The organism is Massilia niabensis (genome assembly GCF_042655085.1).
Classification (GTDB): Bacteria; Pseudomonadota; Gammaproteobacteria; order Burkholderiales; family Burkholderiaceae_D; genus Telluria; species Telluria niabensis.
Map to the genome: position 1 here is coordinate 407,761 of NZ_JBHSMU010000015.1, position 25,166 is coordinate 432,926.

26 protein-coding genes and 1 tRNA gene are annotated in these 25,166 nt (G+C 64.3%); 8 read left to right on the forward strand and 19 right to left on the reverse strand.

All coding sequences use genetic code 11. The features are described from left to right. Positions 1–160: 160 nt before the first annotated feature. The 13 genes from ACFPN5_RS16290 to ACFPN5_RS16350 all read right to left on the reverse strand — a co-directional run bounded on the left by ACFPN5_RS16290 (position 161) and on the right by ACFPN5_RS16350 (position 11,994). Entirely contained in the window at positions 161–1,618 is a 1,458-nt protein-coding gene (locus ACFPN5_RS16290) for a DUF7125 family protein (protein WP_379784815.1), read from the reverse strand. 5 nt (positions 1,619–1,623) lie between these two features. After that, a complete protein-coding gene (locus ACFPN5_RS16295) occupies positions 1,624–2,031 on the reverse strand; it encodes a hypothetical protein (RefSeq protein WP_379784816.1) in 408 nt (135 codons plus the stop codon). An 80-nt stretch (positions 2,032–2,111) separates the two neighbouring features. Further along, positions 2,112–3,017 carry a sensor histidine kinase gene (locus ACFPN5_RS16300; RefSeq protein WP_379784817.1) on the reverse strand — a complete coding sequence of 302 codons (906 nt, stop codon included), beginning with the start codon at positions 3,015–3,017 and terminating at the stop codon, positions 2,112–2,114. A 186-nt stretch (positions 3,018–3,203) separates the two neighbouring features. Beyond that, positions 3,204–3,818, reverse strand: a complete 615-nt coding sequence (locus ACFPN5_RS16305) for an HD domain-containing protein (protein WP_379784818.1) — start codon at positions 3,816–3,818, stop codon at positions 3,204–3,206. Between the two features lie 18 nt (positions 3,819–3,836). Next, positions 3,837–5,300, reverse strand: a complete 1,464-nt coding sequence (rng, locus tag ACFPN5_RS16310; RefSeq protein WP_379784819.1) for a ribonuclease G — start codon at positions 5,298–5,300, stop codon at positions 3,837–3,839. A 154-nt stretch (positions 5,301–5,454) separates the two neighbouring features. Continuing rightward, positions 5,455–6,072 (reverse strand): Maf family protein, encoded by a 618-nt coding sequence (locus ACFPN5_RS16315; RefSeq protein WP_379784821.1) that lies wholly within the window; start codon positions 6,070–6,072, stop codon positions 5,455–5,457. Between the two features lie 13 nt (positions 6,073–6,085). Next, positions 6,086–6,556, reverse strand: coding sequence for a 23S rRNA (pseudouridine(1915)-N(3))-methyltransferase RlmH (gene rlmH / locus ACFPN5_RS16320; RefSeq protein WP_379784822.1), 471 nt, complete (start codon positions 6,554–6,556; stop codon positions 6,086–6,088). A gap of 20 nt (positions 6,557–6,576) precedes the next feature. Continuing rightward, positions 6,577–7,275, reverse strand: a complete 699-nt coding sequence (gene rsfS / locus ACFPN5_RS16325; protein ID WP_379784823.1) for a ribosome silencing factor — start codon at positions 7,273–7,275, stop codon at positions 6,577–6,579. Beyond that, positions 7,275–7,934 (reverse strand): nicotinate (nicotinamide) nucleotide adenylyltransferase, encoded by a 660-nt coding sequence (gene nadD / locus ACFPN5_RS16330; protein WP_379784824.1) that lies wholly within the window; start codon positions 7,932–7,934, stop codon positions 7,275–7,277. Before nadD ends, rsfS begins: the two co-directional genes overlap by 1 nt. Beyond that, positions 7,931–8,842, reverse strand: coding sequence for an oxygen-dependent coproporphyrinogen oxidase (gene hemF, locus ACFPN5_RS16335; protein ID WP_379784825.1), 912 nt, complete (start codon positions 8,840–8,842; stop codon positions 7,931–7,933). Before hemF ends, nadD begins: the two co-directional genes overlap by 4 nt. 250 nt (positions 8,843–9,092) lie before the next feature. Next, positions 9,093–10,358: a phosphoribosylamine--glycine ligase gene (gene purD, locus ACFPN5_RS16340; RefSeq protein ID WP_379784826.1), complete on the reverse strand. Its 1,266-nt coding sequence runs from the start codon at positions 10,356–10,358 to the stop codon at positions 9,093–9,095. Positions 10,359–10,369: 11 nt separating this feature from the next. Next, the gene (locus tag ACFPN5_RS16345) at positions 10,370–11,095 is read right to left on the reverse strand and encodes a YebC/PmpR family DNA-binding transcriptional regulator (protein ID WP_379784827.1); all 726 of its coding nucleotides are present in this window, start codon (positions 11,093–11,095) and stop codon (positions 10,370–10,372) included. An 83-nt stretch (positions 11,096–11,178) separates the two neighbouring features. Further along, a complete protein-coding gene (locus ACFPN5_RS16350) occupies positions 11,179–11,994 on the reverse strand; it encodes a DUF2182 domain-containing protein (RefSeq protein ID WP_379784828.1) in 816 nt (271 codons plus the stop codon). A gap of 158 nt (positions 11,995–12,152) precedes the next feature. Here ACFPN5_RS16350 and ACFPN5_RS16355 point away from each other — a divergent pair, with 158 nt between their 5' ends. The 4 genes from ACFPN5_RS16355 to ACFPN5_RS16370 are packed head-to-tail and all read left to right on the forward strand — an operon-like array spanning position 12,153 to position 14,620. Beyond that, positions 12,153–13,094 carry a DMT family transporter gene (locus tag ACFPN5_RS16355; RefSeq protein WP_379784829.1) on the forward strand — a complete coding sequence of 314 codons (942 nt, stop codon included), beginning with the start codon at positions 12,153–12,155 and terminating at the stop codon, positions 13,092–13,094. Then, complete coding sequence (locus ACFPN5_RS16360) at positions 13,091–13,480, forward strand: methylglyoxal synthase (protein WP_379784830.1); 390 nt, start codon at positions 13,091–13,093, stop codon at positions 13,478–13,480. The genes ACFPN5_RS16355 and ACFPN5_RS16360 overlap by 4 nt, the downstream gene beginning before the upstream one ends. A 22-nt stretch (positions 13,481–13,502) precedes the next feature. Further along, the gene (locus ACFPN5_RS16365) at positions 13,503–14,477 is read left to right on the forward strand and encodes a quinone oxidoreductase family protein (protein WP_379785728.1); all 975 of its coding nucleotides are present in this window, start codon (positions 13,503–13,505) and stop codon (positions 14,475–14,477) included. Continuing rightward, the gene (locus ACFPN5_RS16370; protein ID WP_379784832.1) at positions 14,474–14,620 is read left to right on the forward strand and encodes a hypothetical protein; all 147 of its coding nucleotides are present in this window, start codon (positions 14,474–14,476) and stop codon (positions 14,618–14,620) included. The genes ACFPN5_RS16365 and ACFPN5_RS16370 overlap by 4 nt, the downstream gene beginning before the upstream one ends. 79 nt (positions 14,621–14,699) lie before the next feature. Here the strand turns inward: ACFPN5_RS16370 and ACFPN5_RS16375 are convergent, their stop codons facing one another. Then, positions 14,700–15,341: a DUF4136 domain-containing protein gene (locus tag ACFPN5_RS16375; protein ID WP_379784833.1), complete on the reverse strand. Its 642-nt coding sequence runs from the start codon at positions 15,339–15,341 to the stop codon at positions 14,700–14,702. 194 nt (positions 15,342–15,535) lie between these two features. On the opposite strand from ACFPN5_RS16375, the gene pepN reads away from it, so the two are divergent. The 3 genes from pepN (at position 15,536) to ACFPN5_RS16390 (ending at position 19,394) form a co-directional block, all read left to right on the forward strand. After that, positions 15,536–18,181, forward strand: a complete 2,646-nt coding sequence (gene pepN / locus ACFPN5_RS16380) for an aminopeptidase N (RefSeq protein WP_379784834.1) — start codon at positions 15,536–15,538, stop codon at positions 18,179–18,181. Positions 18,182–18,214: 33 nt separating this feature from the next. Further along, a complete protein-coding gene (locus tag ACFPN5_RS16385; protein ID WP_379784835.1) occupies positions 18,215–19,216 on the forward strand; it encodes a class 1 fructose-bisphosphatase in 1,002 nt (333 codons plus the stop codon). Between the two features lie 102 nt (positions 19,217–19,318). Next, positions 19,319–19,394, forward strand: a tRNA-Thr gene (locus ACFPN5_RS16390). Positions 19,395–19,451: 57 nt separating this feature from the next. On the opposite strand, the gene ACFPN5_RS16395 is transcribed toward ACFPN5_RS16390, so the two are convergent. Genes ACFPN5_RS16395 through ACFPN5_RS16415 form a run of 5 tightly spaced genes read right to left on the reverse strand, consistent with a single transcriptional unit; the run spans position 19,452 to position 23,742 of the window. After that, entirely contained in the window at positions 19,452–20,654 is a 1,203-nt protein-coding gene (locus ACFPN5_RS16395) for an ABC transporter permease (RefSeq protein ID WP_379784836.1), read from the reverse strand. Continuing rightward, positions 20,651–21,385, reverse strand: a complete 735-nt coding sequence (locus ACFPN5_RS16400) for an ABC transporter ATP-binding protein (RefSeq protein ID WP_379784838.1) — start codon at positions 21,383–21,385, stop codon at positions 20,651–20,653. Before ACFPN5_RS16400 ends, ACFPN5_RS16395 begins: the two co-directional genes overlap by 4 nt. A 9-nt stretch (positions 21,386–21,394) precedes the next feature. Next, positions 21,395–22,822: an alpha/beta fold hydrolase gene (locus ACFPN5_RS16405; RefSeq protein ID WP_379784839.1), complete on the reverse strand. Its 1,428-nt coding sequence runs from the start codon at positions 22,820–22,822 to the stop codon at positions 21,395–21,397. 54 nt (positions 22,823–22,876) lie between these two features. Continuing rightward, positions 22,877–23,404, reverse strand: coding sequence for a DUF2812 domain-containing protein (locus tag ACFPN5_RS16410; protein ID WP_379784840.1), 528 nt, complete (start codon positions 23,402–23,404; stop codon positions 22,877–22,879). Beyond that, positions 23,401–23,742, reverse strand: a complete 342-nt coding sequence (locus ACFPN5_RS16415) for a PadR family transcriptional regulator (RefSeq protein ID WP_379784841.1) — start codon at positions 23,740–23,742, stop codon at positions 23,401–23,403. Before ACFPN5_RS16415 ends, ACFPN5_RS16410 begins: the two co-directional genes overlap by 4 nt. Positions 23,743–24,293: 551 nt before the next feature. On the opposite strand from ACFPN5_RS16415, the gene ACFPN5_RS16420 reads away from it, so the two are divergent. Next, positions 24,294–25,166, forward strand: a complete 873-nt coding sequence (locus ACFPN5_RS16420) for an ElaB/YgaM/YqjD family protein (RefSeq protein ID WP_379784842.1) — start codon at positions 24,294–24,296, stop codon at positions 25,164–25,166.

A 25,166-nucleotide genomic window follows, 5' to 3' on the forward strand; every position in this document is an offset into this window, starting at 1 on the left:
TAATAGTGCATTGCAGCATGCGTCGGACACGACACTGCAAGCGGGGGCGTGGGCGGGATAATCGGCAAAAACGCCAGCTCTGGAGCTGGCGTTTTTTGAGGTATGGCGCGACTGACGGCGCTGGCAAGGAGCGAATCGACGACCCGTTCCCTCTACAAGCTCAGCTCCTGCTGCGCGGGTTCCCGAGCAGGATGGCATCGTAGGGCGCAGGGCCGCTGCCGATCACGACGCCCTCATCGGCGATGTCGAAGGTGCGGATCTGGCGGCTGTGCTTCGAGCCCCGTACCTTGACCACCGAGATCACGGTGTGCAGCTCCGCCTGGTCTTCGACATAGCGCAGCATGATTACGGCATCGGCCAGGACCACGCTGCCGTAGGAGCTGAACCGGAGTTCGTTGAAACGGTCCTCCATTTCGTTGGTCATCAACAGGGTCACACCTTTGCTCGCCAGCACGGTTGCCATTCGGTACAGCGATTCCGTGAAATCCTCACGCGCCTCGGGCTCGAGCGACATCATGAGGCCGGGAATCGAGTCGAGGACCACCCGCGTCGCCTTCGTCCGCTCGATAATGCCGACCAGGTCGTGCAGGGTTTCGTCGATTGACAGGTCGAGCGCCCTGACGCTGGCGAGGCTGACCTGGCCGGAGCGCACCAGGTCGTCCAGCCGGGTGTTCATCAGCTGGGTCGGATTGCGCTCGAACAGGGCGACGACGCCGGTTTCGCCATTGCGGGCGCCTGCGGCCAGGAACTCGGTCGCGAGCACCGTCTTGCCCGAGCCGGTCGGCCCGCTGATCAGCACCGAATAGCCTGCCGGATAGCCGCCGCCCAGCATCTCGTCGAGTACCGGCACGCCGCTCGACAGCCGCGCCCGCACCGCCTGCCTCTGCTCGCTCAGGTGAGCTGGTTCGATGCTCGGCAACAGGCGCGGGAACACTTCGAGGCCATCGCGATTGATGCGGAATGCGTGCAGGCCCGGGCGCTGCTGCTGGCCGCGCATCTTGATGACCTGGAGCTTGCGCGACATCACATTGCGCTGCACGTGCTGGTGAAGCCAGACGATGCCGTCCGCGACCGTGAAAATCGGGTTCTCGTTTGCTTCGTTGGCCAGGTACTCGCCGATGAGGAAGGTGGTGGCGTTCCAGCCGGTCATATGGGTGACCAGTTGCTGCACGAAGGCTTGCAGCGCCGCCATGTCCTTGTGGTCGCCGCGCACGCCCTGGACGAAGGAGCGGAACGAGTCGATGAATACCAGTGCCGGCGCGTGCTTGTGTACTTCCTCCAGGATGCGGGCCAGTACGGCGTCGTAATTGCCTTCCTCGACCTGGGGCGCGAGGCTGATGAAATTGACCGCGTTGCCGACCTTGTCGAAATCAAAGAAGCTGAATTGCTGCTGGTAGCGCAGCATTTTGACGGGCGGTTCGCCCATTGCGGTAAAAAATAACGCACGGCGCTGGGGGGAAGCCAGGCCGAACATGACTTGTTGAGCAAACGTGGTCTTGCCGCTGCCGGGAGCGCCGCCGATGATGTTGAACGACAGCTCGGGCAAGCCACCGCCAAGGACGGTGTCAAGGCCAGGAACGCCCGTTGCCAGCAGGCGCAGCTCAATTTTGTCGGTCATGACGCTTACTCCTCAATCTTCTTGTTCGTTGTATCGTCTGCAAATGCCGTGCCCAGGAATTTGACTGCCAAGCGCATGCCGATCAGGTCCGCCAGCGCCGTAATATAAGTCGACAGCAGCGCATGGTTGGCGGCGACGATGTCCTCTGCCGTACGGCTGTCGAGGCTGCGCTCGAACTCCGAAAACGCGGTGCGCGTCGCGCCCGGCCCGACGCGCGGGAGCCAGGGGAAGACCGCTTCGTGCGCTCTCAGGCTGCGCACGAACAGCAGCTCCGCGCTGAGGGGCCCGATCAGGGGACTGAATTTGCGAAACAGGGTTTGCCAGAGCCGGATCGCTTCTGCGGCGCTCCCGGCAGCATTATCGGTGGCAAGGCGTCCCATCAGCGTCGCGAACAGCTCGGTCGGTATTGGCATAGCGTTCAGGCAACAGAAAGGTGGCCCGTTGACGAAGAACGCGCCATAGGCGGGCAGATGGATGTTTCTAAAACTGCATTCTATCCGATTGTATGAACCGCGGATGCATTCAGACAAGCAGGAGCGATAGGAATGCTGAGCGTCACCTCGGTACCATGGGTCCGTCCGCGCTTCACGATGAGCTCGCCGCCATGCCCGGCAACGCGCTCATGCAGGTCCAGCAGGCCGAAGCTGCTCGGTTTGCGGGGTGCGGCAGGGTCGAAGCCGATGCCGTTATCGATGATGCGCATCGACAGCCGGTCGCCGGCGCTGTCCAGGCGCACGTTGACCCGGCTTGCCAGGGAATGGCGGAACACGTTGTTCAGGCACTCCTGCAGCACGCGATGCACGGTCAGCACTTCTTCTTCGCCGACGACCAGCTCGGGGATGCCGGGACCGGCGCCCAGCTCGCAGGCGATGCCGCTGGCACGGCCAAACTTGCGCAACTCCCACTCGACGGTGGCGTGCAGGCCCAGTTCCAGGCCAGACGGGCGCAGCTCGCCCATCAGCTCCTTGACGGTACGCAGCGTGATATCGACATTGTCGAGCGCCGACCCGATGCGGTCGCGCAGGCGATAGTGGCGCTTGGTGGTGTGCTGGTGCAGCATGACGATGTCGATGCGCAGCGCCAGCAGGTTCTGGCCGAGCGAATTGTGCAGCTCCTGCGAAATGCGCTTGCGTTCATCCTCGCGTGTGGCGAGTTGGTGCGCCAGCAGCTCGTGCAGTTTTTGTTCGGAGGCACGCAGCGCTTCCTCGGCCTGTTGGAGCGCGAGAATCTTCTCGATCAGCGCCTGGTTGACCAGCATCTGGTTCTGGGTGAGGCTCAGTAGTTCAGCTGCGTCGGCGGCATCGCGCGCGTCCGACACCGCTTTGGCTGGCCCGTCGGGCAGTCCATCCTGACGAGGTATACGCACCTTGCTGTTGTGGCCTGAAATTTGTTTGCCCATGTCAAAGCCAAGTTGATGTGTCGCAATTCACGGATCGCGAAAACTGCTACCTGTCCCGACGCTATGGAATTTGGTCCGCCAAGTCAAGGGAAAGCGCGAATCGGGAACGAATTGTGCGCTCCTCAAGGCGAATGGGTAGCTTCAAAGGCGGGGCCTGTGAATCAGCGGGCACAACGCCGTGGTGCGTCAGCCCGGCAATGCAATGGCCTGCGCCAGGTTGGCGCGCGCCGCCTGCTCATATCTGGTGGCGAAATGCGCGGTCTGGTAGATCCGGTCGCGTTCAAGGAAGCCCTGCAGCACCTCCCTGCGCTTGCCGGCAAACAGCGCAGCCAGCACATGGGCATACTCGGCGCGGATCTGGCGCTCGTATTCGGCAAAGCGTGCGCGAGGGGCGCCCAGGATCGCCAGGTCGATGTCGGTCAGCAGCTGCGCATCCGGCGAGGCAGCCGGGGCGTCGTGGGCGGTGGACATGACCAGGAAGGCGACGCGCTCACACAGCCCGGGCGGCAGGCCGGCAGCGCCCAGGTCGCGTAGCGCCCAGTCGGCCGAGCGCCTTTCGTTGTCGCGTACGTGCACGTCGTAGACGGCATCGTGGAACCACAGGGCCAGCTCGACCTCACGGGCCTGGCCCGCCGGCGCCTGCGCTTCGTCGAGATGGGCGAAGCATTCGGCCAGGTGCTGCAGGGTGTGGTAATGGCGCTGCGGCTCGCCGTAGGCCGCCAGCAGTGCGCCGAGCAGGCCGGCAGGTAGAGGCTTGCCGAGGGCCTGCCACAGGCCTTCCCAGCGGGCGTGGAAGCTCATATGAGAGTCACATCGAGCTCACATCAGGATGACGTCGTACTGTTCCTGGTGATACCCCTTTTCCACCTGGAGCGAAATCTTCTTGCCGATGAAGTCGCCCAGCATCGCCAGGTGCTGCGACTCTTCCTCGAGGAACAGGTCGACGACCTCTTGCGAGGCGAGGATGCGGAACTCGCGCGGGTTGAACTGTTTCGCTTCGCGCAGCAGTTCGCGCAGGATTTCGTAGCAGATCGTGCGCGAGGTCTTGACTTGTCCCTTGCCGGCGCAGGCGGGGCAAGGCTCGCACAGGATGTGGGCAAGCGATTCGCGGGTGCGCTTGCGGGTCATTTCGACCAGGCCCAGAGCGGAGAAGCCGCTGACCGAGACCTTGGTGCGGTCGCGCGCCAGGGTTTTCTTCAATTCGGCGAGCACGGCGTTGCGGTGCTCGTTGTTGTCCATGTCGATGAAGTCGAGGATGATGATCCCGCCCAGGTTGCGCAGGCGCAACTGGCGCGCAATGGCGTGGGCCGCTTCCAGGTTGGTTTTGAAAATCGTGTCGGCGAAATTCCGTCCGCCGACATAGCCGCCGGTGTTGACGTCGATCGTCGTCATCGCCTCGGTCTGGTCGACGATCAGGTAGCCGCCGGATTTCAAATCGACGCGGCGGCCCAGTGCGCGCAGGATTTCCTCCTCGACGCCATACAGGTCGAACAGCGGGCGCTCGCCGGTGTAGTGCTGCAGGCGTGCCAGCACGCTGGGCGTGTAGACCTGGGCAAACTCCACCAGTTTCAGGTGGTTCTCGCGCGAATCGACCTGGATCGTCGCCGTCTCATCGTGCACGAAGTCGCGCAGCACGCGCTGGGCCAGGTTCAGGTCCTGGTACAGCAGGCTGGTGGCGGGGCGGGTGCGGGCGCCGTTCTGGATCGCCGCCCAGGTCTTGCGCAGATAATCGATGTCGGCCTGCAGGTCGGCGTCCGACGCGTCCTCGGCCTGGGTGCGCACGATGTAGCCCCCCTTTTCGTCGCTGGGGAGCAGGCCTGCCATGCGCGTGCGCAGCAGTTCGCGGTCGGCTTCCTTTTCGATCTTTTGCGAGATGCCGATGTGGTTGTCCTGCGGCAGGTACACCAGCATGCGCCCCGCGATCGAGATCTGGGTCGACAGCCGCGCGCCCTTGGTGCCGATCGGGTCCTTGATGACCTGGACGGTCAGCACCTGGCCGTCGAAGAGCAGCTTTTCGATCGGCGTCGGCGGCACGTTGGTGTTGTCGTGCGGACGGGCTTCCCAGATGTCGGCCACGTGCAGGAAGGCGGCGCGTTCCAGGCCGATATCGATGAAGGCCGACTGCATCCCCGGCAGCACGCGCACGACCTTGCCCGAATACACGTTACCGGCGAGACCGCGCGTCAGCGTGCGTTCGATGTGCAACTCCTGCACCGCGCCCTGCAGGACGAGCGCCACGCGCGTTTCCTGCGGGGTGATATTGATGAGGATGTCTTCGTTCATGGACGCTGCGCACGGGGATATTGTTCAGAGTGCCATGATACACGCTGGGCGGGAGTGGTAGGGTGGGCTCTTGAGCCCACGCGGTGCGGCGGTTCCGCACGTATGGCGGGGACCCCGGGGTCGCGTACCCAAGCCCCGCGCACAGGCCATCGATTTAAATCAGCACACCCGCCTTGCGCAGCAGCCCCGCCGTCTCGAACAGCGGCAAGCCCATGATGCCCGAATGGCTGCCCTCGATATGCTCGACGAACAGGGCAGCGAGGCCCTGGATGCCGTAGCCGCCGGCTTTGTCGTAAGGCTCGGGGGTGGCGCAGTAGGCGCGGATGGCCTGCGGGGTGAGTTTGGCAAAACGCACGTTCGACACTTGCGTGATGTGCTCGGCCATGTCGGTGAAGTGGACCGCCACCGTGGTCAGGACCTGGTGGGTACGGCCCGACAGGCGTTCCAGCATCAGGGCCGCCTCGGCCGGGTCGCCGGGCTTGCCGAGGATTTCGTCCTCGAGCGTGACGGTGGTGTCGGCGGTCAGTACCGGGCGCAGGGGCTGGCGGCGCTGCTGCAGCACCTTCCAGGCAAACGCGCCTTTTTCGAGCGCTACCCGCACCACGTAATCGTGCGCCAGTTCGCCGGGGCGCACGTCTTCGGTCACGTCGGCGCCGCGCACAGGGTCGCTGCGCAGCATCAGCAGGTCGAAGTCCACGCCGACCTGGCGCAGCAGTTCGCGCCGCCGCGGGCTTTTCGAGGCGAGGTAGATTTTTTTATCAAGCACTTTCATGGGATGGCTGCCGTCAGACGCGGTGGTACGGATGGTTCTGGGTGATGGACCAGGCACGGTAGAGCTGTTCCGCCAGCATGACGCGCACTACGCCGTGAGGCAAGGTCATGCTTGAAATACGGATCAGGCCTTCGGCCCGGGCCTTGAGCTCGGGGTCGAGTCCGTCGGCGCCGCCGATGAGGAATACGGTATCGCGGCCGTCCTGCTGCCAGTTCAACAATTGTTGAGACAGCCCGACGCTTGTCAGGTCCTTGCCGCGCTCATCGAGGGCGATGATGCGCGCGCTTTTCGGGAGCACGGCTTCGATGCGCTCGCGCTCGAGCGCCATCGCAGTCGCGGCCGTTTTGCTGCCCGAACGTTCGACCGGCTTGATTTCCTTGAGCACGATGCGCAGCTCGGGTGGCATGCGCTTCGTGTACTCGGTAAAACCGGTTTCAATCCAGGCCGGCATTTTATGGCCGACCGCGGCGATGATCAGTTGCATTGAAACTTACTTTATATAAGTTACTCGGCAACTTTCCTGGCGACGCGCTTGATGACTTTCTTCACCGGTTCGGCATCGACAGGAGCGGCGGCGGCCTTCGGCGTACGCTTCGGCGGCTTGGCCTTGGTCGCCTCGACGGCGGCGATCTCGGTCTTGCTTGGTAATACCTTGACGGTTTTGCCGACTGGTACCTTCTTGGCTGCCGGCTTCTTCGCTGCCGCCGTCTTCGTCGCAGCGGTTTTCGCTGCCGCTTTCCTTGCAGCAGGTTTACGCTCGTTGACCGGCTTGACTTCCGGCGCATCCTGGTTCGCGGCCAGGTGCTTCGATTTCACTTTCGGCTCGGCAGCGTCGATGGCTTCCGGCGTCGACTTGCGCTTGGCGGCGCCCAGCTTGACCGGCTTCTCGCCCCAGATTTCCTCCAGGCGGTAGTACTGGCGGATGGCCGGCTGCATGATGTGGACGATCATGTCGCCCAGGTCGACCAGTACCCATTCGCCGGTGTCTTCGCCTTCCAGGCCGATGACGTCGCCGCCTGCTGCCTTGACCTTGTCGCGCACCGAGGCGGCAAGCGCCTTCGTCTGGCGGTTCGACGTACCCGAGACAACCGCGATGCGATCGAACAGGCTGGTCAGCCCGGTCGTGTCGAACAGCATGATCTCCTGGCCCTTGACGTCTTCGAGGGCGTCGACGACGACCGTTTGCAGTTTTTTGATATCCATTAGCTCTTGTATAAATTATGTTGTTGAATATAGTCTAGCACTACCGGGGCGACGAGCAAGTTCATGTCCGTACGGGATTCGCCCCCCTCCTGTAGTGCCGCGCGCACCTGCGTGGCCGAAATATCGACCGCGAGTGTGTGCGCCAGGCACACCAGCCCGGCGGGCGTGGTGTGCACTTGTTCTGGTGACGCCAGGCGTGGCGCCAGTGCGGAGGCCACCGCAGGCGGCAGCGCTTCCTGGTCCAGCGTATAGCCCGGCCGCGCCGCGATGCCGAGGTTGGCCAGCACGAACAGCTGTTGCCAGTCGCGCCAGCTGTCCAGGCGCTGCAACTGGTCGGCGCCCATCAGGAACACGATCGAGGCATCCGGACCCAGTTCGGCGCGCAGGCCGCGCAGGGTTTCGACGGTGTAGGTCGGGCTGCCCAGTGCGAGTTCACGCTGGTCGATGATCACATCCAGGCCGGCATCCGCAAACGCCAGCTCCAGCATCGCCACCCGTTGTTCGTCGCTTGCCTGCAAGGCCGCTTTTTGCCAGGGCCGTGCCGGCATCACGCGCAATGCGTCGGGCTTGAGCAGATCGGCAAACAGGCGCGCCAGCGCGACGTGGCCATGGTGGACGGGATCGAAACTGCCCCCCAGCAGGGCGATGCAGGCGGTCACGAAGCGAGCCAGTCCCGGTGCGGCAGGAAGTCGGTGTACAGCGCGGCCTCGGGGCTGCCCGGTTCCGGGTGCCAGTCGTAGCGCCATTTGACGATCGGCGGCAGCGACATCAGGATCGCCTCGGTACGTCCGCCCGATTGCAGTCCGAAATGCGTGCCGCGGTCCCACACCAGGTTGAATTCGACATAGCGCCCGCGCCGGTAGGCCTGGAAATCGCGCTCGCGCTCACCATAGGGCGTGTCCTTGCGGCGTTGAAGGACCGGCAGGTAGGCGTCCAGAAAACCGTCGCCGACCGCGCGCACCATGGCAAAGGCCTCATCGAAGGGCAGCTCGTTGAAATCGTCGAAAAAGATGCCGCCGACGCCGCGCGCTTCCTTGCGGTGCTTCAGATAAAAGTATTCGTCGCACCAGGTCTTGAAGCGGCCGTGCAGCGCCTCGCCAAACGGCGCTACGCCATCGTGGCAGACTTGGTGGAAGTGGCGCGCATCATCTTCATTACCGTAATACGGCGTCAGGTCCATGCCGCCGCCGAACCACCACACCGGCGCCAGGCCGTCGGCGGTCGCCTCGAAGAACCGCACGTTCATGTGGACCGTCGGCGCGTAGGGGTTGCGGGGATGCAGCACTAGCGACACACCCATGGCTTCCCAGGCGCGGCCGGCCAGCTCCGGACGGGCTGCCGCCGCCGATGGCGGCAGGTTGGCGCCCATGACGTGCGAGAAATTCACGCCGCCACGTTCGATCACATTGCCTTCTTCGATCAGGCGCGAGATGCCGCCGCCGCCTTCAGGGCGTTCCCAGCTGTCCGTGAGAAAAGGCTTGCCGTCCACCTCTTCCAGCGCCGCAACGATGCGTGACTGCAGGTCGAGCAGCCAGGCTTTGATGGCCGAAGGAGAAGGGGTGGACATAGGGCGGGTGTGCGGAGTCAAAAAATGAAGGGGCGATTGTACACTGTGGCGCGGGGCGTGGACGAAAGCGTTCGGCCGGTGGCTGGCCGCTAGGGTGCAAGGTAGGTGAGGGTGAGGCCGCGTGGGCGGAGCCCACCCTACAAAACCGGCAACGCCGCAGGCGCGCTTTTTGTAGGGTGGGCCGGGCCACGAAAGGCTCCGCCCACGCGGTCGTACTCATCCGAAGTCGCAGGCGAAGCTGCAACTCAATTTACTTAATGCCGCGCCACCCGATATCGCGGCGGAACTGCGCACCGTCGAAATGGATCTTCTCCACGCCTTCGTACGCCTGCTTCTGCGCCATCCTGACGCTGTCGCCCAGACCCACCACGCACAGGACCCGGCCGCCATTGGTCTGCAGCTTGCCGTCGACAATGGTGGTGCCGGCATGGAAGGTCACGCATTCCGGCGTTTCGGGCGGGATGCCGTCGATGACATCGCCCTTGCGCGGGCTGTCCGGGTAGCCGGCGGCGGCCAGCACCACGCCCACCGCCGTGCGGCGGTCCCACTCGAGGTCGACGGCGTCGAGCGTACCGTTGCAGGCGTGTTCGAGCACGGTCACATAATCGCTTTTCAGGCGCGTCATGATCGGCTGGGTTTCCGGATCGCCCATGCGGCAGTTGAATTCCAGCGTGCGCGGGTTGCCCTCGGCGTCGATCATCAGGCCGGCGTACAGGAAGCCGGTGAACACGATGCCGTCCTTGGCCATGCCCTGGATGGTCGGGTTGATGATCTCGCGCATCACGCGGGCATGCATCGCCGGGGTAACGATCGGGGCAGGGGAGTAGGCGCCCATGCCGCCCGTGTTCGGGCCTTCGTCGCGGTCCTTCAGGCGTTTATGATCCTGCGAGGTAGCCATCGGCAGGATGTTCTTGCCGTCGCACATGACGATGAAGCTCGCTTCTTCGCCAGCGAGGAATTCCTCGATGACGATGCGGGCGCCGGCGTCGCCAAAGGCGTTATCCGACAGCATGTGGTCGACCGCCGCGTGGGCTTCCTCCAGGGACATGGCCACCACCACACCCTTGCCGGCCGCCAGGCCGTCGGCCTTGATGACGATCGGCGCGCCGTTCGCATCGATATAGGCATGCGCTTCGGCGGCATCGGAAAAGCTCTGGTATTTCGCGGTCGGGATGCCGTGGCGCTGCATGAACGCCTTGGCGAAGTCTTTTGAACTTTCCAGCTGCGCCGCTTCGCGCGTCGGCCCGAAGATCTTCAGGCCGCGTGCACGGAACAGGTTGACGATGCCGGCGGCCAGCGGCGCTTCCGGGCCGACCAGGGTCAGGGCGATGTGCTCGGCAACGACGAAATCGGCCAGCTGGGCCGGATCCGTGATGTCGACGTTGACCAGGCGCGCATCCATCGCGGTGCCGCCGTTGCCTGGCGCGACATACACCACCTGCACGCGTTCGGATTGGGCCAGTTTCCAGGCCAGGGCATGTTCACGGCCACCGGAGCCGACTACCAGGATCTTCATAGTCTTGTCGCTTATTCTTCAATCAGGGCGTTGGTATAGATCTCCTGGACGTCGTCCAGGTTTTCCAGTGCGTCGAGCAGCTTTTGCATCTTGATTGCGTCTTCGCCGATGAATGCAGTTTCGGTAGCGGGCTTCATGATGACTTCGGCCACTTCGGCCTTGAAACCAGCCTTTTCCAGCGCATCCTTCACGTTCGAAAATGCGAACGGATCGCACAGCACTTCGAAGCCGCCTTCCTCGTCCTGCACCACGTCTTCGGCGCCGGCCTCGAGTGCCGCTTCCATCAGCTTGTCTTCATCCACGCCCGGCGCGAACAGGAACTGGCCGGTGTGCTTGAACATGAAGGCCACCGAACCCTCGGTACCCATGTTGCCGCCGAACTTGCTGAAGGCATGGCGCACTTCGGCCACGGTACGGACACGGTTGTCGGTCATGCAGTCGACGATGATGGCCGCGCCGCCGATGCCGTAGCCTTCGTAGCGGATTTCTTCGTAGTTGGCGCCTTCGAGTTCGCCGGCGCCACGCTGGATGGCGCGGGTGACGTTGTCCTTCGGCATGTTGGCATCAGCCGCCTTGTCCACCGCCAGGCGCAGGCGCGGGTTGGCGTTGATGTCGCTGCCGCCCATGCGTGCGGCGACGGTGATTTCCTTGATGAGGCGGGTCCAGATCTTGCCGCGCTTGGCATCAGTCGCGGCTTTCTTGTGCTTGATATTGGCCCATTTGCTGTGTCCAGCCATGTCGAGAATTCCTTAGACGGTATGCAAGAATGGCCGACATTCTAACATGGGCCCGTCCGTGGAAAGTCGCACTCAGCGCGCATTCAGGCTTGCGGAAACAACAATAGTGTCCCCCACGCAACGAGCGCCAGTCCGCTGATACAGGCAACGACGGACCCGCCCGGCAGCATCTTTTCCGCCAGTACCAATCCCGCCAGGGCGACCAGCGCGCCAAGGTTGGTGACGCCGGCGGCGAACAGCAGCAACATCAGCAGCCAGCAGCAGCCGGTGCAGTACAGGCCGTGCGACATGCCCATGCGCAGGGCGCCGAACAGGCCCAGGCGCCAGCCCGTGACCACGAACGACAGCGGGGCCCGGCAATGCTGCAGGCAGGCGTGCTTGGCCGGCGTCCACTGGTAGACCCCTGCCGCCACCAGCACCAGGCCGCAGGCGCTCTGGTTGTCGACCGCCATGCCGGCGTCGAGCGCGCCGACGTCGTGCAGCGCCCATTGCACCAGCGTCGCCAGGGCCCCGAAGCCGCCCCACACCAGCAGGCAACCGGCGACGAACATCAGGGTCGCCAGGTTGGGAAAGCGCACCGACCGCACCAGCCGGTTAATGCGCGCAAACAGCAGGATCGCCGGGGTGGTGGCCGGCAGCATGATCGCCGACAGCATCGCGCCCCACATGCCCAGTACCACCACAATGTCGGGCAGGCGATAAGGGGGCGGAACCGCGCCCAGGGCCGCGCTGAAGCTGCCGCCTGCCACGGCGCTTGGCAACGCCGGGTCGACGTTCGCCATGCGCAGGGCGCGGAACACCAGGCAGGCCCAGCACACCGCGACGAGCAGGGCCAGGCAGGCGATGACGAACGGCCGCTCGCGGCCTGGTTGCGTGTCGACGCGGATCAGGGCGGTCATAGGGGGCTCCCCGCGAGGTGGCCGGGCGGCCACACCATGCTCCAGTTCGGCATTGTTCGTCCTCATGAATGATCACTATTCCGATTGGACTGCGGAGCCGGCTTTACGTTCAGGGCCTCAGCCGAGCTCGATTGCGTGCTTGGCCGTACAATTGTCGGATGAGCCAGCCGATACCAGCCGCCACTGCAACTCCGATACCACGTTCGGTCTTTCTTGGTGGCCTCGCCATCGCCGTTGCTGGCGCCATTCTATTTTCTACGAAGGCTGTCATCGCCAAATTGCTGTATCGGTACCACATCGACGCAGTGACATTGATCGCCTTCAGGATGCTGTTCTCGTTTCCGGTGTTCGCAGCGGTCGCGCTATGGAAGATGCGCACGGAAGCGCCCCTGGCGGTGGCCGACCGCTGGCGCATACTCGGGCTCGGCCTGGTCGGCTACTACCTGTCGAGCTTCCTCGACTTCCTCGGCCTGCAGTACATCACGGCGGGCCTGGAGCGGCTGATCCTGTTCCTGACGCCGACCTTCGTGCTGGCCATCACCGCCCTGGTATTCAAGCGCCCGATCAGCGTACGCGAGTGGGTCGCGCTGGCGCTGTCCTACTTCGGCATCGTGCTGGTGTTCGTGCACGACCTGGCCGGCGGGGGCGGCGATACTGCGCTCGGCGCGCTGTTCGTGCTCGGCTCGGCGATCAGCTATGCCGTCTACCTGCTGGGATCGGGCGAGATGGTGCGCCGCATCGGCTCGCTGCGGCTGGTGGCCTATGCCATGTGCATCTCGAGCGCGGCCAGCATCGCGCAGTTTTTCGCGCTGCGCCCCGCCACGCTGCTGATACAGCCAATGGAAGTTTATGGGCTCTCGCTCGTGAATGCGATCTTCTGTACTATCTTCCCGGTATTCATGACGATGGTGGCGGTCCAGCGCATCGGCGCGCCCGCCGCCTCGCAGGCGGGCATGATCGGGCCGGTCTCGACGCTGTTCCTGGGTGCGCTGGTGCTGGGCGAACCCGTCACCGCCGTGCAACTGGCCGGAACCGGGCTGGTGCTGGCAGGAATCTACACGCTGTCACGCAAAAAACAGGAAGGAGGCGCCGTAAAATGAAGCCACCGAAGTCACGTATCGCGCTCATCGCGCACGACAAGAAAAAAGACGACATGATCACGCTGGCCGGCGAGTACCGCGATTTCCTGGCAGGGTGTTCGCTGACGGCCACCGGCACCACCGGCGCGCGCCTGATCAACGAACTGGGCCTCGCGGTCGAGTGCAAGCATTCCGGCCCCTTCGGCGGCGACCTGCAGATCGGCGCCGACCTCGTCACGGGGGAACTCGACTGCGTGATTTTCCTGCGCGATCCGATGACGCCGCAGCCGCACGAACCCGACATCAACGCCCTGGTGCGCGCCTGCGACGTGCACGACATCGCTTGCGCGACGAATGTCGCCACGGCGCATCTGGTACTTAAGCAAATGATGAGCAGCAAATCATGAATAAAAAGGAAGGAAACGAATGATGGCCAAGGCAATCCGCATGCACCGCACCGGCGGGCCGGAAGTACTGGAATACGTCGATGTCGAGGTGGGCGAACCGGGTCCGGGCGAAGCGCGCGTGCGCAACCATGCAATCGGGCTCAATTTTATCGACGTCTATTTCCGCACCGGCCTGTATCCGCTGCCGCTGCCGTCCGGGCTGGGCCAGGAAGGCGCCGGGGTGGTCGAGGCGGTGGGCGAGGGCGTGACCCACGTGGCGCCCGGCGACCGGGTGGTCTATGCTGGCCGGCCGAACGGCGCCTACAGCGAAGTGCGCACCATGCCGGCCGACATCCTGGTGCGCCTGCCCGACGGCATCGATTTCGAGACGGCCGCCGCCATGATGCTCCAGGGCCTTACGGTGCAATACCTGTTCCGCCAGACCTACGCCCTGCAGCCGGGCCAGACCATCCTGTTCCATGCGGCCGCCGGCGGCGTCGGCCTGATCGCCTGCCAGTGGGCGCGCGCACTCGGGGTGAACCTGATCGGCACCGCCGGGTCAAACGAGAAGGCGGAGCTGGCCCTGGCGCACGGCGCTGCCCACGTCATCAACTACAACACCGAGGACATCGTGGCGCGCGTACGCGAGATTACGGATGGGGCGATGGTGCCGGTCGTCTACGATTCGGTCGGCAAGGATACCTTCTTCCGCTCGCTCGACTGCCTGCAGCCGCGCGGCCTGATGGTTAGCTTCGGCAACTCGTCGGGCGCGGTGCCGCCGTTTTCCCTGGGCGAGCTGGCCTCGCGCAATTCGCTCTACGTCACGCGGCCGTCGCTGGCGGCCTACGCCGCTTCGCGTCCGCAACTCGAAGCGATGGCGGCCGACCTCTTCGATATGGTCGGCAGCGGCAAGATCAAAATCGGCATCAACCAGCGCTTCCCGCTGGCACAAGCCGCCGATGCGCACATCGCCCTCGAAGCACGCCGTACCACCGGCTCGACGATTTTGCTGCCATGAGAGAGTTCAGCGACGACCACGACCCACAAGAGCCCGACACGGTCGGCTCGCCACGGTTCGGCCGGCTGTTGCTGGTGCTGCTGGCGGCGGTGCTGCTGGTGGTGCTGATCACCTTTGCATCCGAGGCGTATTTCACTCCTTGACGCCGAAGCATCCCGTACAAACGAAAAAAGCCGGAACGCGAACGTTCCGGCTTTTTTTTGCTGCCGGGGCAGCCGGTCCTTAACCGTTCGTCTGCCGCAGCTCGACGCGCCGCACTGCGCCATTCGGGCCGGGGAAGCCGGCAAAGGCGCTGTGCACGAGTGCCGGCATCACCGCCGGCGTCGACAGCTCGCGGCTGATGTTATGCACGGTCGCGTCGAACAGGCGCTTGTCGCTGGCATCCTTGATCGAGACCTGGAGCTCGCGGCGGTAACGCGGCTCGATCGACACCTCGTAGGCCGGGAACGGGCTCCAGAACGGATCGTAGAACGGGTGGTGCCAGCTGGCGAAGCGCCCGCGTGGACCGAAACGCGGGCCGAAGCGGTAGTAGGGATAAGCACTGTACATCGGCGGCATCGCCGGCTCGACCACGCGCACCGCCACCTCGGTGGTGGTAAAGCGCATCGCCACCTTCAGGCGCGCGGCGCCCATGTTCGCCTCGCGGAAGCCCAGCTGCGCCAGTTGACCGCGCACCAGGTTCTGGTAGCTCTGGTATTCCAGGGTGTTGTCGATTGCCGGTGGCGTTTCAAAGACATAACTCTTGTCTTCGATTTGCGCCGGCCACTGGTGGAAGGTGGTGACATCGCTGCGGATGGTCGTCGCGCATCCGCCAAGCAGCAGGGCCATCGTGGCCGCCGCCGTCATCATCAAAAGGCGTTTCATTCGATTCTCTCCATTATCTTATGCGGATTTATCCGTCTGTCAGGCTGCGCTTTTTTGTTCATTTTCGCAGATAAATTTACACCTAGTTACCCTCTGAGCGTGACAGACACATTCCGATACACGGAAATCGCGTGAGGGCAGGGAATTCTTGTTGGTAGAATAAGACCTTCTTCGACTGTATTTTCGGACATCCCATGCGCACCGACACGCCCCAGACGATTTACCGGAAAGACTACACCCCGCCCAGCTACCTCGTCGATACCGTCGAGCTCGGCTTTGACCTCGATCCCGCCCGCACCATCGTCGCCAACCGGATGACGATGCGGCGCAACCCGGACAGCGCCCAGCGCGAAATCGAGCTCTACGGGGAAAATCTGGAGCTGGTGGCGCTGCGCATGAACGGCAATACCCTGGGCACCCAGGATTACCGCATCGAAGGCAGCCTGCTGACCATCCCGGATACGCCAGACGAGGTGACGCTCGAGATCGAGACGATTTGCGCGCCGGAGCTCAACACCACGCTCAACGGCCTGTACACGTCGAACGGCAATTTCTACACGCAGTGCGAAGCCGAGGGCTTCCGCGCGATTACCTTCTTCCCGGACCGTCCGGACGTGATGGCGGTCTTCACCGTCATGCTGCGCGCGGACAAGGAAAAATACCCGGTGCTGCTGTCGAACGGTAACCTGGTGGAAGAGGGCGAGCTGGGCGACGGCCGCCACTACGCCAAGTGGGAAGACCCGTTCAAGAAGCCTTCTTACCTGTTCGCCCTGGTCGCGGCGAGCCTGGTGTGCCAGGAAGAGACATTCAGGCTGGCGGACGGGCGCGACGCGCTGCTCCAGGTCTGGGTCGAAGAGGGCAACCTCGACAAGACCGATTACGCCATGCAGTCGCTGAAGAACAGCATCCGCTGGGACGAAGAGCGCTGGGGCCTGGAGCTCGACCTCGACCGCTTCATGATCGTTGCCGTGAGCGACTTCAACATGGGCGCGATGGAAAACAAGGGCCTGAACATCTTCAACACCAAGTTCGTGCTGGCCAATCCGCGCGTGGCGACCGACATCGACTTCCAGGGCATCGAAGCCGTGGTTGGCCACGAGTACTTCCACAACTGGACCGGCAACCGCGTCACCTGCCGCGACTGGTTCCAGCTGTCGCTGAAGGAAGGCCTGACGGTGTTCCGCGACCAGGAATTCTCGGCCGACATGATCGGTACCGAAAGCGGCCGCGCAGTGGGCCGCATCGACCAGGTGCGCACCTTGCGCCAGGCCCAGTTCCCGGAAGATGCGGGCCCGATGGCGCATCCGGTGCGTCCTGACTCGTTCGTCGAGATCAACAATTTCTACACGGTCACCGTGTACGAAAAAGGCGCTGAAGTCGTGCGCATGTACCAGACCCTGCTGGGCCGCGAAGGCTTCCGCAAGGGCATGGACCTGTACTTCGAGCGCCATGACGGCCAGGCCGTCACGGTCGATGATTTCCGCCTTGCCATGGCCGACGCCAATGGCCGCGACCTGACCCTGTTCGATCGTTGGTACAGCCAGGCCGGCACCCCGGTCGTGCGCGCCGAAACCCGGTACGACGAGCTGGCGAAGACCTACACCCTGACCTTCATGCAGTCCTGCCCGGCCACGCCCGGCCAGACGCGCAAGTTCCCGTTCCACATCCCGATCGCCGTCGGCCTGCTCGGCGCCGACGGGCGCGACATGCCGCTGCGTATCAACGGTGAGGAGAAGGGGAATACCGCCGTGCTGGAACTGACGGAAAGCGAACAAAGCTTCGTCTTCGAGAACGTGCTCGAGCAGCCGACGCCGTCGATCCTGCGCGACTTTTCCGCGCCGATCATTCTCGACTTTAACTATGGCGATGCCGACCTGCTGCACCTGTTCAGCCATGACAGCGACGCCGTGAACCGCTGGGAAGCCGGCCAGCGCCTGGCCATGGGGCGCCTGCTGAAACTGACCGGCGAAGCCGGCGTCGATGCACCCCTGAACCTGGACGACACCTTCCTGATGGCGCTTGGCAAGATGCTGAGCGACGAGACGCTCGACCCAAGCTTCCGTGAACAGGCCTTGCTGCTGCCGTCCGAAGGCATGGTGGCGGAGCAGATCGAGGTGGTCAATCCGCTGTCGATCCACCTCGCGCGCCAGTTCATGCGCGCCAATATCGGCGCGCGCCTGCGCACCGAATTGCTGGCGCAGTACGCCGCCAACGCGACCCCGGGCGAGTACAGCCCGGATGCGTTATCAAGCGGCAAGCGCGCCCTGAAAAACCTGTGCCTGGCCTACCTCACCGCGGCCCAGGACGAGGAAGGCCTGGCACTGGCCCAGCGCCAGTTCGACGAGGCCGGCAACATGACCGACCGTGTCGCCGCGCTGAGCGCGCTGATCCATGCCCGGGCGCCGGGTGCCGACGCTTCCCTGCAGCGCTTCTACGACGAGTTCGAGGACGAGCCGCTGGTCATCGACAAATGGTTCGCGATGCAGGCTTCCGCCGCCACCACCGACGTGCCGGCCGTGCGCGGCCTGATGCGCCATGCGGCCTTCAACCTGCGCAACCCGAACCGCGCGCGCAGCCTGATTTCCAGCTTCTGCGCCGGCAATCCGGTACAGTTCCACGCGCCCGACGGCAGCGGCTACGCCTTCTGGGCCGAGCAGGTGATCACGCTCGACGCCCTGAACCCGCAGGTGGCGAGCCGCCTGGCGCGCGCGATGGACCGCTGGCGCCGTTACACGCCCGAGCTGCAGGAGCAGATGAAAAAGGCGCTGCAACAGGTCGCAGGGCAGCAACGCCTGTCGAACGACGTGCGTGAAGTCGTGGGCAAAGCGCTCGCTAATTAATTACAAGCATTCAATCCAAACCAAAGGAAGTAAATGAAACGCGTCAGTCTCACGCAACACCTCGTGGAGCAGCAGCGCCTCCACAACAGCATTCCGGCCGAGCTGCGCCTCCTGATCGAGGTCGTGGCGCGCGCCTGCAAGCGCATCAGCTATGAAGTCAGCAAGGGCGCGCTGGGCGATATCCTCGGCAGCGCCGACACCGAAAACATCCAGGGCGAAGTGCAGAAGAAGCTCGACGTGATCTCCAACGAGATCCTGCTCGAAGCGAACGAGTGGGGCGGCCACCTGGCGGCGATGGCGTCGGAAGAGATGGAAAGCATCCACCCGATCCCGAACCGCTATCCGAAGGGCGAGTACATGCTGCTGTTCGATCCGCTCGACGGCTCGTCGAACATCGACGTCAACGTGTCGATCGGCACCATCTTCTCGGTCCTGAAGGCGCCGGAAGGCATGGGCGAGCCGACCGAGGCCGCCTTCCTGCAGCCGGGCACGGCGCAGGTGGCGGCAGGCTATGCCGTGTACGGCCCGCAGACCATGCTGGTGCTGACCACCGGCGACGGCGTGCACTGCTTCACGCTCGACCGCGAAATGGGTTCCTGGGTGCTGACCCAGAGCGACATCCAGATCCCATCGACCACCAAGGAGTTCGCCATCAACATGTCGAACAAGCGCCACTGGCACCCGCCGGTGCAGCGCTACATCGACGAAATGCTGGAGGGTAAAACCGGCCCCCGCGCCAAGGACTTCAACATGCGCTGGATCGCCTCGATGGTGGCCGACGTGCACCGCATCCTGAACCGCGGCGGCGTCTTCATGTACCCGGCCGACATGCGCGACCCTGCCCAGCCGGGCAAGCTGCGCCTGATGTACGAAGCGAACCCGATGGCGATGATCGTCGAGCAGGCCGGCGGCGCGGCGACCGACGGCGTCAACCGCATCATGGACATTTCCCCGACCAAGCTGCACCAGCGCGTGCCGGTGTTCCTCGGTTCGAAGGAAGAAGTCGAGCTGGTCACGCGCTACCACGCTGAATAAGTAGCTTTCTGGCAAAATTCTCGCGAAATTGCCGAGTCGGACTAGCAAGTTTGCCGGGTTGTTTGCTAGAATACGGCTCTTCGTCGGGTTTGCCCGCGTAGAGCCGCTGTAGCTCAGTCGGTAGAGCAGCGCATTCGTAATGCGAAGGTCACCAGTTCGATTCCGGTCAGCGGCACCAGAATTCGGTAGCAAGAGAAAAGGGTTACATGCTTTTGCATGCAACCCTTTTTTCGCTTCAGATCCCCATCACATACTGCTCGCTCTTCATCCTGCGCGAGGCGAATGCCACGGCCGCCCATGCCAGCAGCAAAGGCACGATGCAGGTCAGCAGGTAAGCCAGAGCGCCCGGCGCCTGGTTGGAGGCAAGCGACTGCAGCATGGTCTGGTTCGACAGCACCGGCACCGCGTACATCCAGGACTGCGTGCTCATCTCAAACATCGGGACGGCCAGCATGGGCAGCATCGGCAGCACGACGACGATGCTGGCGGTTGTCTGCGCTTCCTTGAAGGTCTTCGAATTCATCGCCATCGCCACCTGGACCGCGCCTACGAACAGGCACAGGGGCAGGGCGGTCGCGACCACGACGGCCAGCATGGGCAGGCCCAGGCGCCAGGACAGGCCGATCTCCTCCAGAGGCAGCGTCGACAGCACGCCATGGGCGACGACCAGTTCGACCGTCAGGCCAATCGCGGCCAGCAGGGATGCGGCCAGCCACTTGCCGATGACCAGGTCGCGTGCGCGCATCGGCTGGGCCATCAGCACCTCGAGCGAGCGGCGCTCGCGTTCGCCGGCAGTGCTGTCGATGGCCATCGACAGGCCGAACAGGAATACCGGCACGAAGAACATGCCGAGCAGGGTGCTGATGCGCGTGCTGGAGCCGCCCGCCGTATCGTAGCGCTCCAGCCGCAGCGGCGACAGGACGGCGGCCGACACGCCATGCGCTTCCAGGCGGGCGCCCGCAATGCCGTTGGCGTAGCCGCGCAGGATGCTTTCCAGTTCGAGCCGCTGGTCCTGTTTCTCGGCTGACGAGTCGAACCACAATTCGAGCGGCGCAGGGCGTACCTCGGCATAGTAGTCGGCAAACTCGGCACCGAGCCTGAGCACGCCCACGACCTTCTTCTCGCGCAGCAGCGCCTTGATCTCGGCATCGTTCATCGGACCGCGCTCGCTGACGTTCACGCTTTTCTCGCGCAACTGCGCCAGCAAATTCGGCGCCTGCGCGCCGCCGATGACGACCAGCTCGATGCCGGCCTTTCCGGTGCGCGTGCCACGCTCGATCATTTTGTTCAGGAGCAGGCCAACCAGCGCCGGGTACAGCAACGTGAGCATCCCCAGCATGATTAGCGTGCGCCGGTCGCGCAGCGCCTCCGTCAATTCCTTCGTCATCACGACCATCCAGAGTGGCACGATGTTGGTCACGATTTTGCTTGATTTCATGCTGCAATCCCTTCTTCCGTGCCAACCAGGTGGACAAACGCGTCCTCCAGGCTGGCGATACCCGTTTGTTCGCACAGTTCCCGTGGCGATCCCTGCGCCACGGTCTGGCCCTTGGCGATGACGATCACGTCGTCGCACAATTGCGTCACTTCCTGCATCACGTGGGTGGCGAGGATGATGCAGCAGCCCTCGGCGCGCAGGGCCGCCAGCGCGCGCCGCAAGGCCCGCGTGCTCATCACGTCCAAGCCGCGGGTGGGTTCGTCGAGCAGCAGGTTGCGCGGGCGATGGAGCAGGGTTCGAGCCAGCGCGACCTTGATGCGCTGGCCCTGCGAGAATCCCCGGCAGGGGCGGTCCAGGATGTCTTCCAGGCCCAGCAATTCGGTCACCTCGTCGGTGCGGCGCGCGATCGCCGCCTGGTCCATGCCGTTGATCCGCCCGAAATAGCGCAGGTATTCGCGGGTGCTCAGGCGTTCGTACAGGCCGAACTGGTCGGTCAGCAGGCCGACATTGCGGCGCGCGCCGAGCGGATCGGCCGCGGGGTCGATGCCGTCGATACTGACCGTGCCGCGCTCGCGGCCGAGCAGGGCGACGAGGGTGCGCATCAGCGTGGTCTTGCCGGCGCCGTTCGGGCCGAGCAGCGCAGTGGCCCTGCCGTCGGCGGCGGTGAAGCTGACGCCACGCAGTGCGTGCACGTCGCCAAAACGCTTGTGAATGTCTGTGACTTCAATCATGGCTGTCCTTTATGGGTGGGTGCCGGCGTGGCCAAGCTGGAAAGCGGGGAGGGGAATATCGTCCAGGCAGCGGGCGGCGAGCTGCTGGTGCGGCTGGTCGAGGAATTCGCGCAGCAGCCGCGGCGTGCAGCCCAGCCCGGCGACGCCATGGGCGGCCTGGCGAACGACGAGGTGCTGCGCCTTCGGCATGGCTTTGGCGGCGCTGGCGGCGCCATGCGGCGGCGTGACCGGGTCGAGTGCGCCCGACAGCAGCAGGGCAGGCGCGTGGATGGGGGTAGCCGACGGCGCGGCGGCGGCCGGCACCCCGGCAAGGGGGCAAAGCGCGGCGATGCGCCCGGCATTGCCGCGCATGAAGGAGCCACGCTCGTCGGCATCGCGCAGCGCAGGTGTCAGGCGCGGGATGTCTTCCGCGCACAGGATGGCCACGAGCAGCGGCAGGGCAAGCGGGCCTTCGGGCGAGTAGTCGGTGCCGGCCGAGCCGCGCGCGAGGAAGGGCCCCCAGTTGCCCTGCGCGGCACTGTGGATCAGGTAAGGCAGGCGCTGGCTGGTGGCTGGCGAATACAGGCTGCGGTGGATGGTGGAGGTGAAGAGCATGTTCGACAGCGGCAGGCGGGCAGGCTGCGCTGTGCGCGGATGGGCAAAGTCGAGCTTGACGGCGCCGGCATTCACGCGTGCCAGCAGGGCATCGAACTCGGCTGCCAGGTGCGGGAAAGCCTGGGCGCAGGCCTTGTCCGCCGCGCAGCGCTGGAATACCCCGTCGAGCGCGCGCTGGGCGTCGGCTGCGGCGGCCGGAATCACCCGCTCGGGGGCGGCAACACCGTCGAGGATGAGTGCGCGCACGCTGCCGGGATAGCTGCGCGCATAGCTCTGCCCGAGGCGCGTGCCGTAGGAACCGCCGAACAGGTTGACCTTGCCATAGCCCAGTGCCAGGCGCACGCGTTCGAGGTCGTGCGCCGCATTCGCGGTGGTGTACAGGTGGAGTGGATGCTTCAGCGCCTTCAGGCAGCGCGCGACGCGGTCCCGCATGTCGGCGTCGTTTGCAGCTTCGTCGATGGGGGTGCCGGGACAGCGCAGCTTGCCCGACAGGCCGGTGCCGCGCTGGTCGATGAAGACGATGTCGCGGGTGGCGCGCACGCGCTGGAAGACCGTCGCATGGGCGGCGACGATGTCCGAGCCCGCCTGGCCCGGCCCGCCGGCCAGCACAAACAGGGGATCCGGACTGGCCACCTGGCGAAACGCCGGCGCGACCGTCACATGCAGCTGCAGCTGCTTGCCGTTCGGGTGCTGCGGGTCGAGCGGGACCGCGATGGCATGGCAGCGCAGGGTGGCTCCGCTGCCGGGCAGGTGGCAATCGCGTCCGGGGGGAGGCGCCGCCTGGGCCCTCGCCGCGATGCAAAACGTCAGGGCGAGCACCGCCCATGAAATGCGAAATTTCATTTTTAGAACTCCTCAGAAGTGTAAAAGTCGGTGCCGGGCGACCTGCGTAGCGCTCTACGGGACCGGGTTGCGCAGCTTGCGTATGCGGCGGACCAGGCGCGTTACCACATAGGCCGTGAAGCCGAGCCCTGCGAGCATCCTCCCAATGTCCTGGGGCGTATCCCACATGGCCTGGCCGCGCTCGAAGGGCAGCAGGACGAGCGCCGGCGACCAGGCAAGCGCGAACAGCCACAGCAGGCGTTGGTATTTCTTGATGCGCGATTCGACATCGGTGAAGATTTCCGGAGTGCGCCCCGCGTAGGATGGCGCACGCCAGATTTGCCAGCCCAGCGACTGGCCGGCATGCTCCCATCCGGCGTCGCTGAACAATTGCAGGTAGTCCGGGGACGGACGCATCATCCGGAAATCGATCCGGTACGTCATCTCGGCCGGCTCGCCGCGCCGGAAGACGAAGTGGTAGTGCAGCAGGCCCATCTTGTGCAGGTGCAGGCCCTGGCGCGCCATGTCTTCCAGCCAGCGTTCGATCGCATGGTCGGCATCGTCCCAGAAGAACTTGAATTTGGTGACGAGTTGAGCGCTCATGCCGCACCTTCCTTCTTTAGCGACGCAGCCGCGTCCTTGCCGTTGCGCACCATGATGTGCAGGCGACGTAACTGTTCGGCGAGGACTTCCCGGCCGCGTTCGGTAAGCGCGTAGTACTTGCGGCGCGCCTCTTCCTTGACCATGGCAATCAGGCCCTGCTTCTCCAGGGTAGAGAAAGCGCCGTAGAGGGTGCCGGGCCCGATGACCACGGTGCCCTCGCTCATCGCTTCGACCTTTTGCATGATCGCGTAGCCGTGCAGGGGCTCGTCGAGGGCGACCAGGATGTAATAGGTTGCCTCGGACAAGGGAAGGTATTTTGAATAGTCGGGTGCTGCCATGTGCGCTCCTGGGTCTGCCACTCGCTATAGCCACTGTCGATACAGTGAGTGTCGATATATCGAGTTACGACATAGTAGCAGTGCGGTTTGGCTTGTCAACAAGAAACTGAACAGGAAACTTGCCAGCAGTCCGCCTTTATTTCCTGTGTTCATTAAAACGTCGGCGAACGCCCCGGCTTTCGCGCTTATTTTTGCTCTATCGGCATCGAACCCATGGCTCTGTTAGTCAGCGCACGGTCGGGCTAGCCCATTTGTTATATTTTTTGTATCGCGACGTGGTTACCCGACCGCCGCAATCGTGCACTACGCCAAAACAGCGTAGGCTTGCAAAACGGGATGCGAAAGTGACGTGGCAATTGACGGAACTTTTGAGCTTGCCGGAGGTCGTCGACACAAATCGATGATCGAAGGCAAAACCCGAACGATCCATTGATATAGCGCAGTACATTTTCGCGCCTCCGTTTTGTTTCGAGCGGAATCGAGGAAGAATGTGTGATGGTCGGGTACCGGTCCACTCCGCGTTGGTCTTACATTTTACAAGGACAAAAGTCATGGATAATCAGAAGTCGAGCGAGGGAAAAGGCGTTGATGCCAGCAAGCAGGGCAATGGCAGCAGCATGGGCAAGGACGACAAGTCGACCTCGAGCCTGGGCAAGGGCAGCACCGGTTCGTCGGCCAGCGCCGGCTCGTCGGGCAGCCTGAGCGGCAGCTCGTCGTCGAGCGCCAGCCCGGCAACGGGTTCGAGCAGCGGCGCTGTCGGCGGCACCAGCAACGCCGGCACCACCGGCAGCATGGGTTCGAGCGGCGCCGGCAGCAGCGGCGGCCTGGGCGGTTCGTCGAGCGGCCTGTCGGGCTCGGGTTCATCGTCGGGTTCGACCGGCGCCGCCGGCATGTCGACCTCGGGCTCGTCGTCCGGTTCGACCGGTTCCTCGGGCATGTCGACCACGGGTTCGTCGTCGGGTTCGACGGGCGCCATCGGCGGCTCGTCGTCGACCGGCGGCACCTCGGGTTCGGGCAGCTCGTCGGGTTCGATGGGCGGTTCGTCGGGCGCCATGGGCGGTTCGACCGGCTCGGCCAGCACCGGCAGCACCGGCGGCGATTCTTCGTCGGCTGGCATGATGGCCAAGGTCAAGCCAGACGAGCTGCACAAGAGCATCGACAAGGCTGCTGAAGCAGCCCAGCCGATCGTCGAGCGCGTCGTCAGCACCGCCCACGCCGGTGTCGACAAGCTGAGCGGCCTGCTCAGCAGCGCGTCGGGTCAGTTCAGCAACCGTTCGGCCCAGATGGGCGACACCTACCAGCAACTGGCCGATTCGGGCCGCGAGTATGTGCGTACCAAGCCAGGCACCGCCGTGGCCATCGCCCTGGGCGCCGGCTACATCCTGGCCAAGCTGCTCGGCGGCAGCCGCCGCCGCGACTACTAA

Coding starts and splice junctions, on each gene's coding strand:
- ACFPN5_RS16290 (WP_379784815.1), bottom strand. CDS start 1,618: ATGACCGACAAAATTGAGCTGCGCCTGCTGGCAACGGGCGTTCCTGGC.
- ACFPN5_RS16295 (WP_379784816.1), bottom strand. CDS start 2,031: ATGCCAATACCGACCGAGCTGTTCGCGACGCTGATGGGACGCCTTGCC.
- ACFPN5_RS16300 (WP_379784817.1), bottom strand. CDS start 3,017: ATGGGCAAACAAATTTCAGGCCACAACAGCAAGGTGCGTATACCTCGT.
- ACFPN5_RS16305 (WP_379784818.1), bottom strand. CDS start 3,818: ATGAGCTTCCACGCCCGCTGGGAAGGCCTGTGGCAGGCCCTCGGCAAG.
- rng (WP_379784819.1), bottom strand. CDS start 5,300: ATGAACGAAGACATCCTCATCAATATCACCCCGCAGGAAACGCGCGTG.
- ACFPN5_RS16315 (WP_379784821.1), bottom strand. CDS start 6,072: ATGAAAGTGCTTGATAAAAAAATCTACCTCGCCTCGAAAAGCCCGCGG.
- rlmH (WP_379784822.1), bottom strand. CDS start 6,556: ATGCAACTGATCATCGCCGCGGTCGGCCATAAAATGCCGGCCTGGATT.
- rsfS (WP_379784823.1), bottom strand. CDS start 7,275: ATGGATATCAAAAAACTGCAAACGGTCGTCGTCGACGCCCTCGAAGAC.
- hemF (WP_379784825.1), bottom strand. CDS start 8,842: ATGTCCACCCCTTCTCCTTCGGCCATCAAAGCCTGGCTGCTCGACCTG.
- purD (WP_379784826.1), bottom strand. CDS start 10,358: ATGAAGATCCTGGTAGTCGGCTCCGGTGGCCGTGAACATGCCCTGGCC.
- ACFPN5_RS16345 (WP_379784827.1), bottom strand. CDS start 11,095: ATGGCTGGACACAGCAAATGGGCCAATATCAAGCACAAGAAAGCCGCG.
- ACFPN5_RS16350 (WP_379784828.1), bottom strand. CDS start 11,994: ATGACCGCCCTGATCCGCGTCGACACGCAACCAGGCCGCGAGCGGCCG.
- ACFPN5_RS16355 (WP_379784829.1), top strand. CDS start 12,153: ATGAGCCAGCCGATACCAGCCGCCACTGCAACTCCGATACCACGTTCG.
- ACFPN5_RS16360 (WP_379784830.1), top strand. CDS start 13,091: ATGAAGCCACCGAAGTCACGTATCGCGCTCATCGCGCACGACAAGAAA.
- ACFPN5_RS16365 (WP_379785728.1), top strand. CDS start 13,503: ATGGCCAAGGCAATCCGCATGCACCGCACCGGCGGGCCGGAAGTACTG.
- ACFPN5_RS16370 (WP_379784832.1), top strand. CDS start 14,474: ATGAGAGAGTTCAGCGACGACCACGACCCACAAGAGCCCGACACGGTC.
- ACFPN5_RS16375 (WP_379784833.1), bottom strand. CDS start 15,341: ATGAAACGCCTTTTGATGATGACGGCGGCGGCCACGATGGCCCTGCTG.
- pepN (WP_379784834.1), top strand. CDS start 15,536: ATGCGCACCGACACGCCCCAGACGATTTACCGGAAAGACTACACCCCG.
- ACFPN5_RS16385 (WP_379784835.1), top strand. CDS start 18,215: ATGAAACGCGTCAGTCTCACGCAACACCTCGTGGAGCAGCAGCGCCTC.
- ACFPN5_RS16395 (WP_379784836.1), bottom strand. CDS start 20,654: ATGAAATCAAGCAAAATCGTGACCAACATCGTGCCACTCTGGATGGTC.
- ACFPN5_RS16400 (WP_379784838.1), bottom strand. CDS start 21,385: ATGATTGAAGTCACAGACATTCACAAGCGTTTTGGCGACGTGCACGCA.
- ACFPN5_RS16405 (WP_379784839.1), bottom strand. CDS start 22,822: ATGAAATTTCGCATTTCATGGGCGGTGCTCGCCCTGACGTTTTGCATC.
- ACFPN5_RS16410 (WP_379784840.1), bottom strand. CDS start 23,404: ATGAGCGCTCAACTCGTCACCAAATTCAAGTTCTTCTGGGACGATGCC.
- ACFPN5_RS16415 (WP_379784841.1), bottom strand. CDS start 23,742: ATGGCAGCACCCGACTATTCAAAATACCTTCCCTTGTCCGAGGCAACC.
- ACFPN5_RS16420 (WP_379784842.1), top strand. CDS start 24,294: ATGGATAATCAGAAGTCGAGCGAGGGAAAAGGCGTTGATGCCAGCAAG.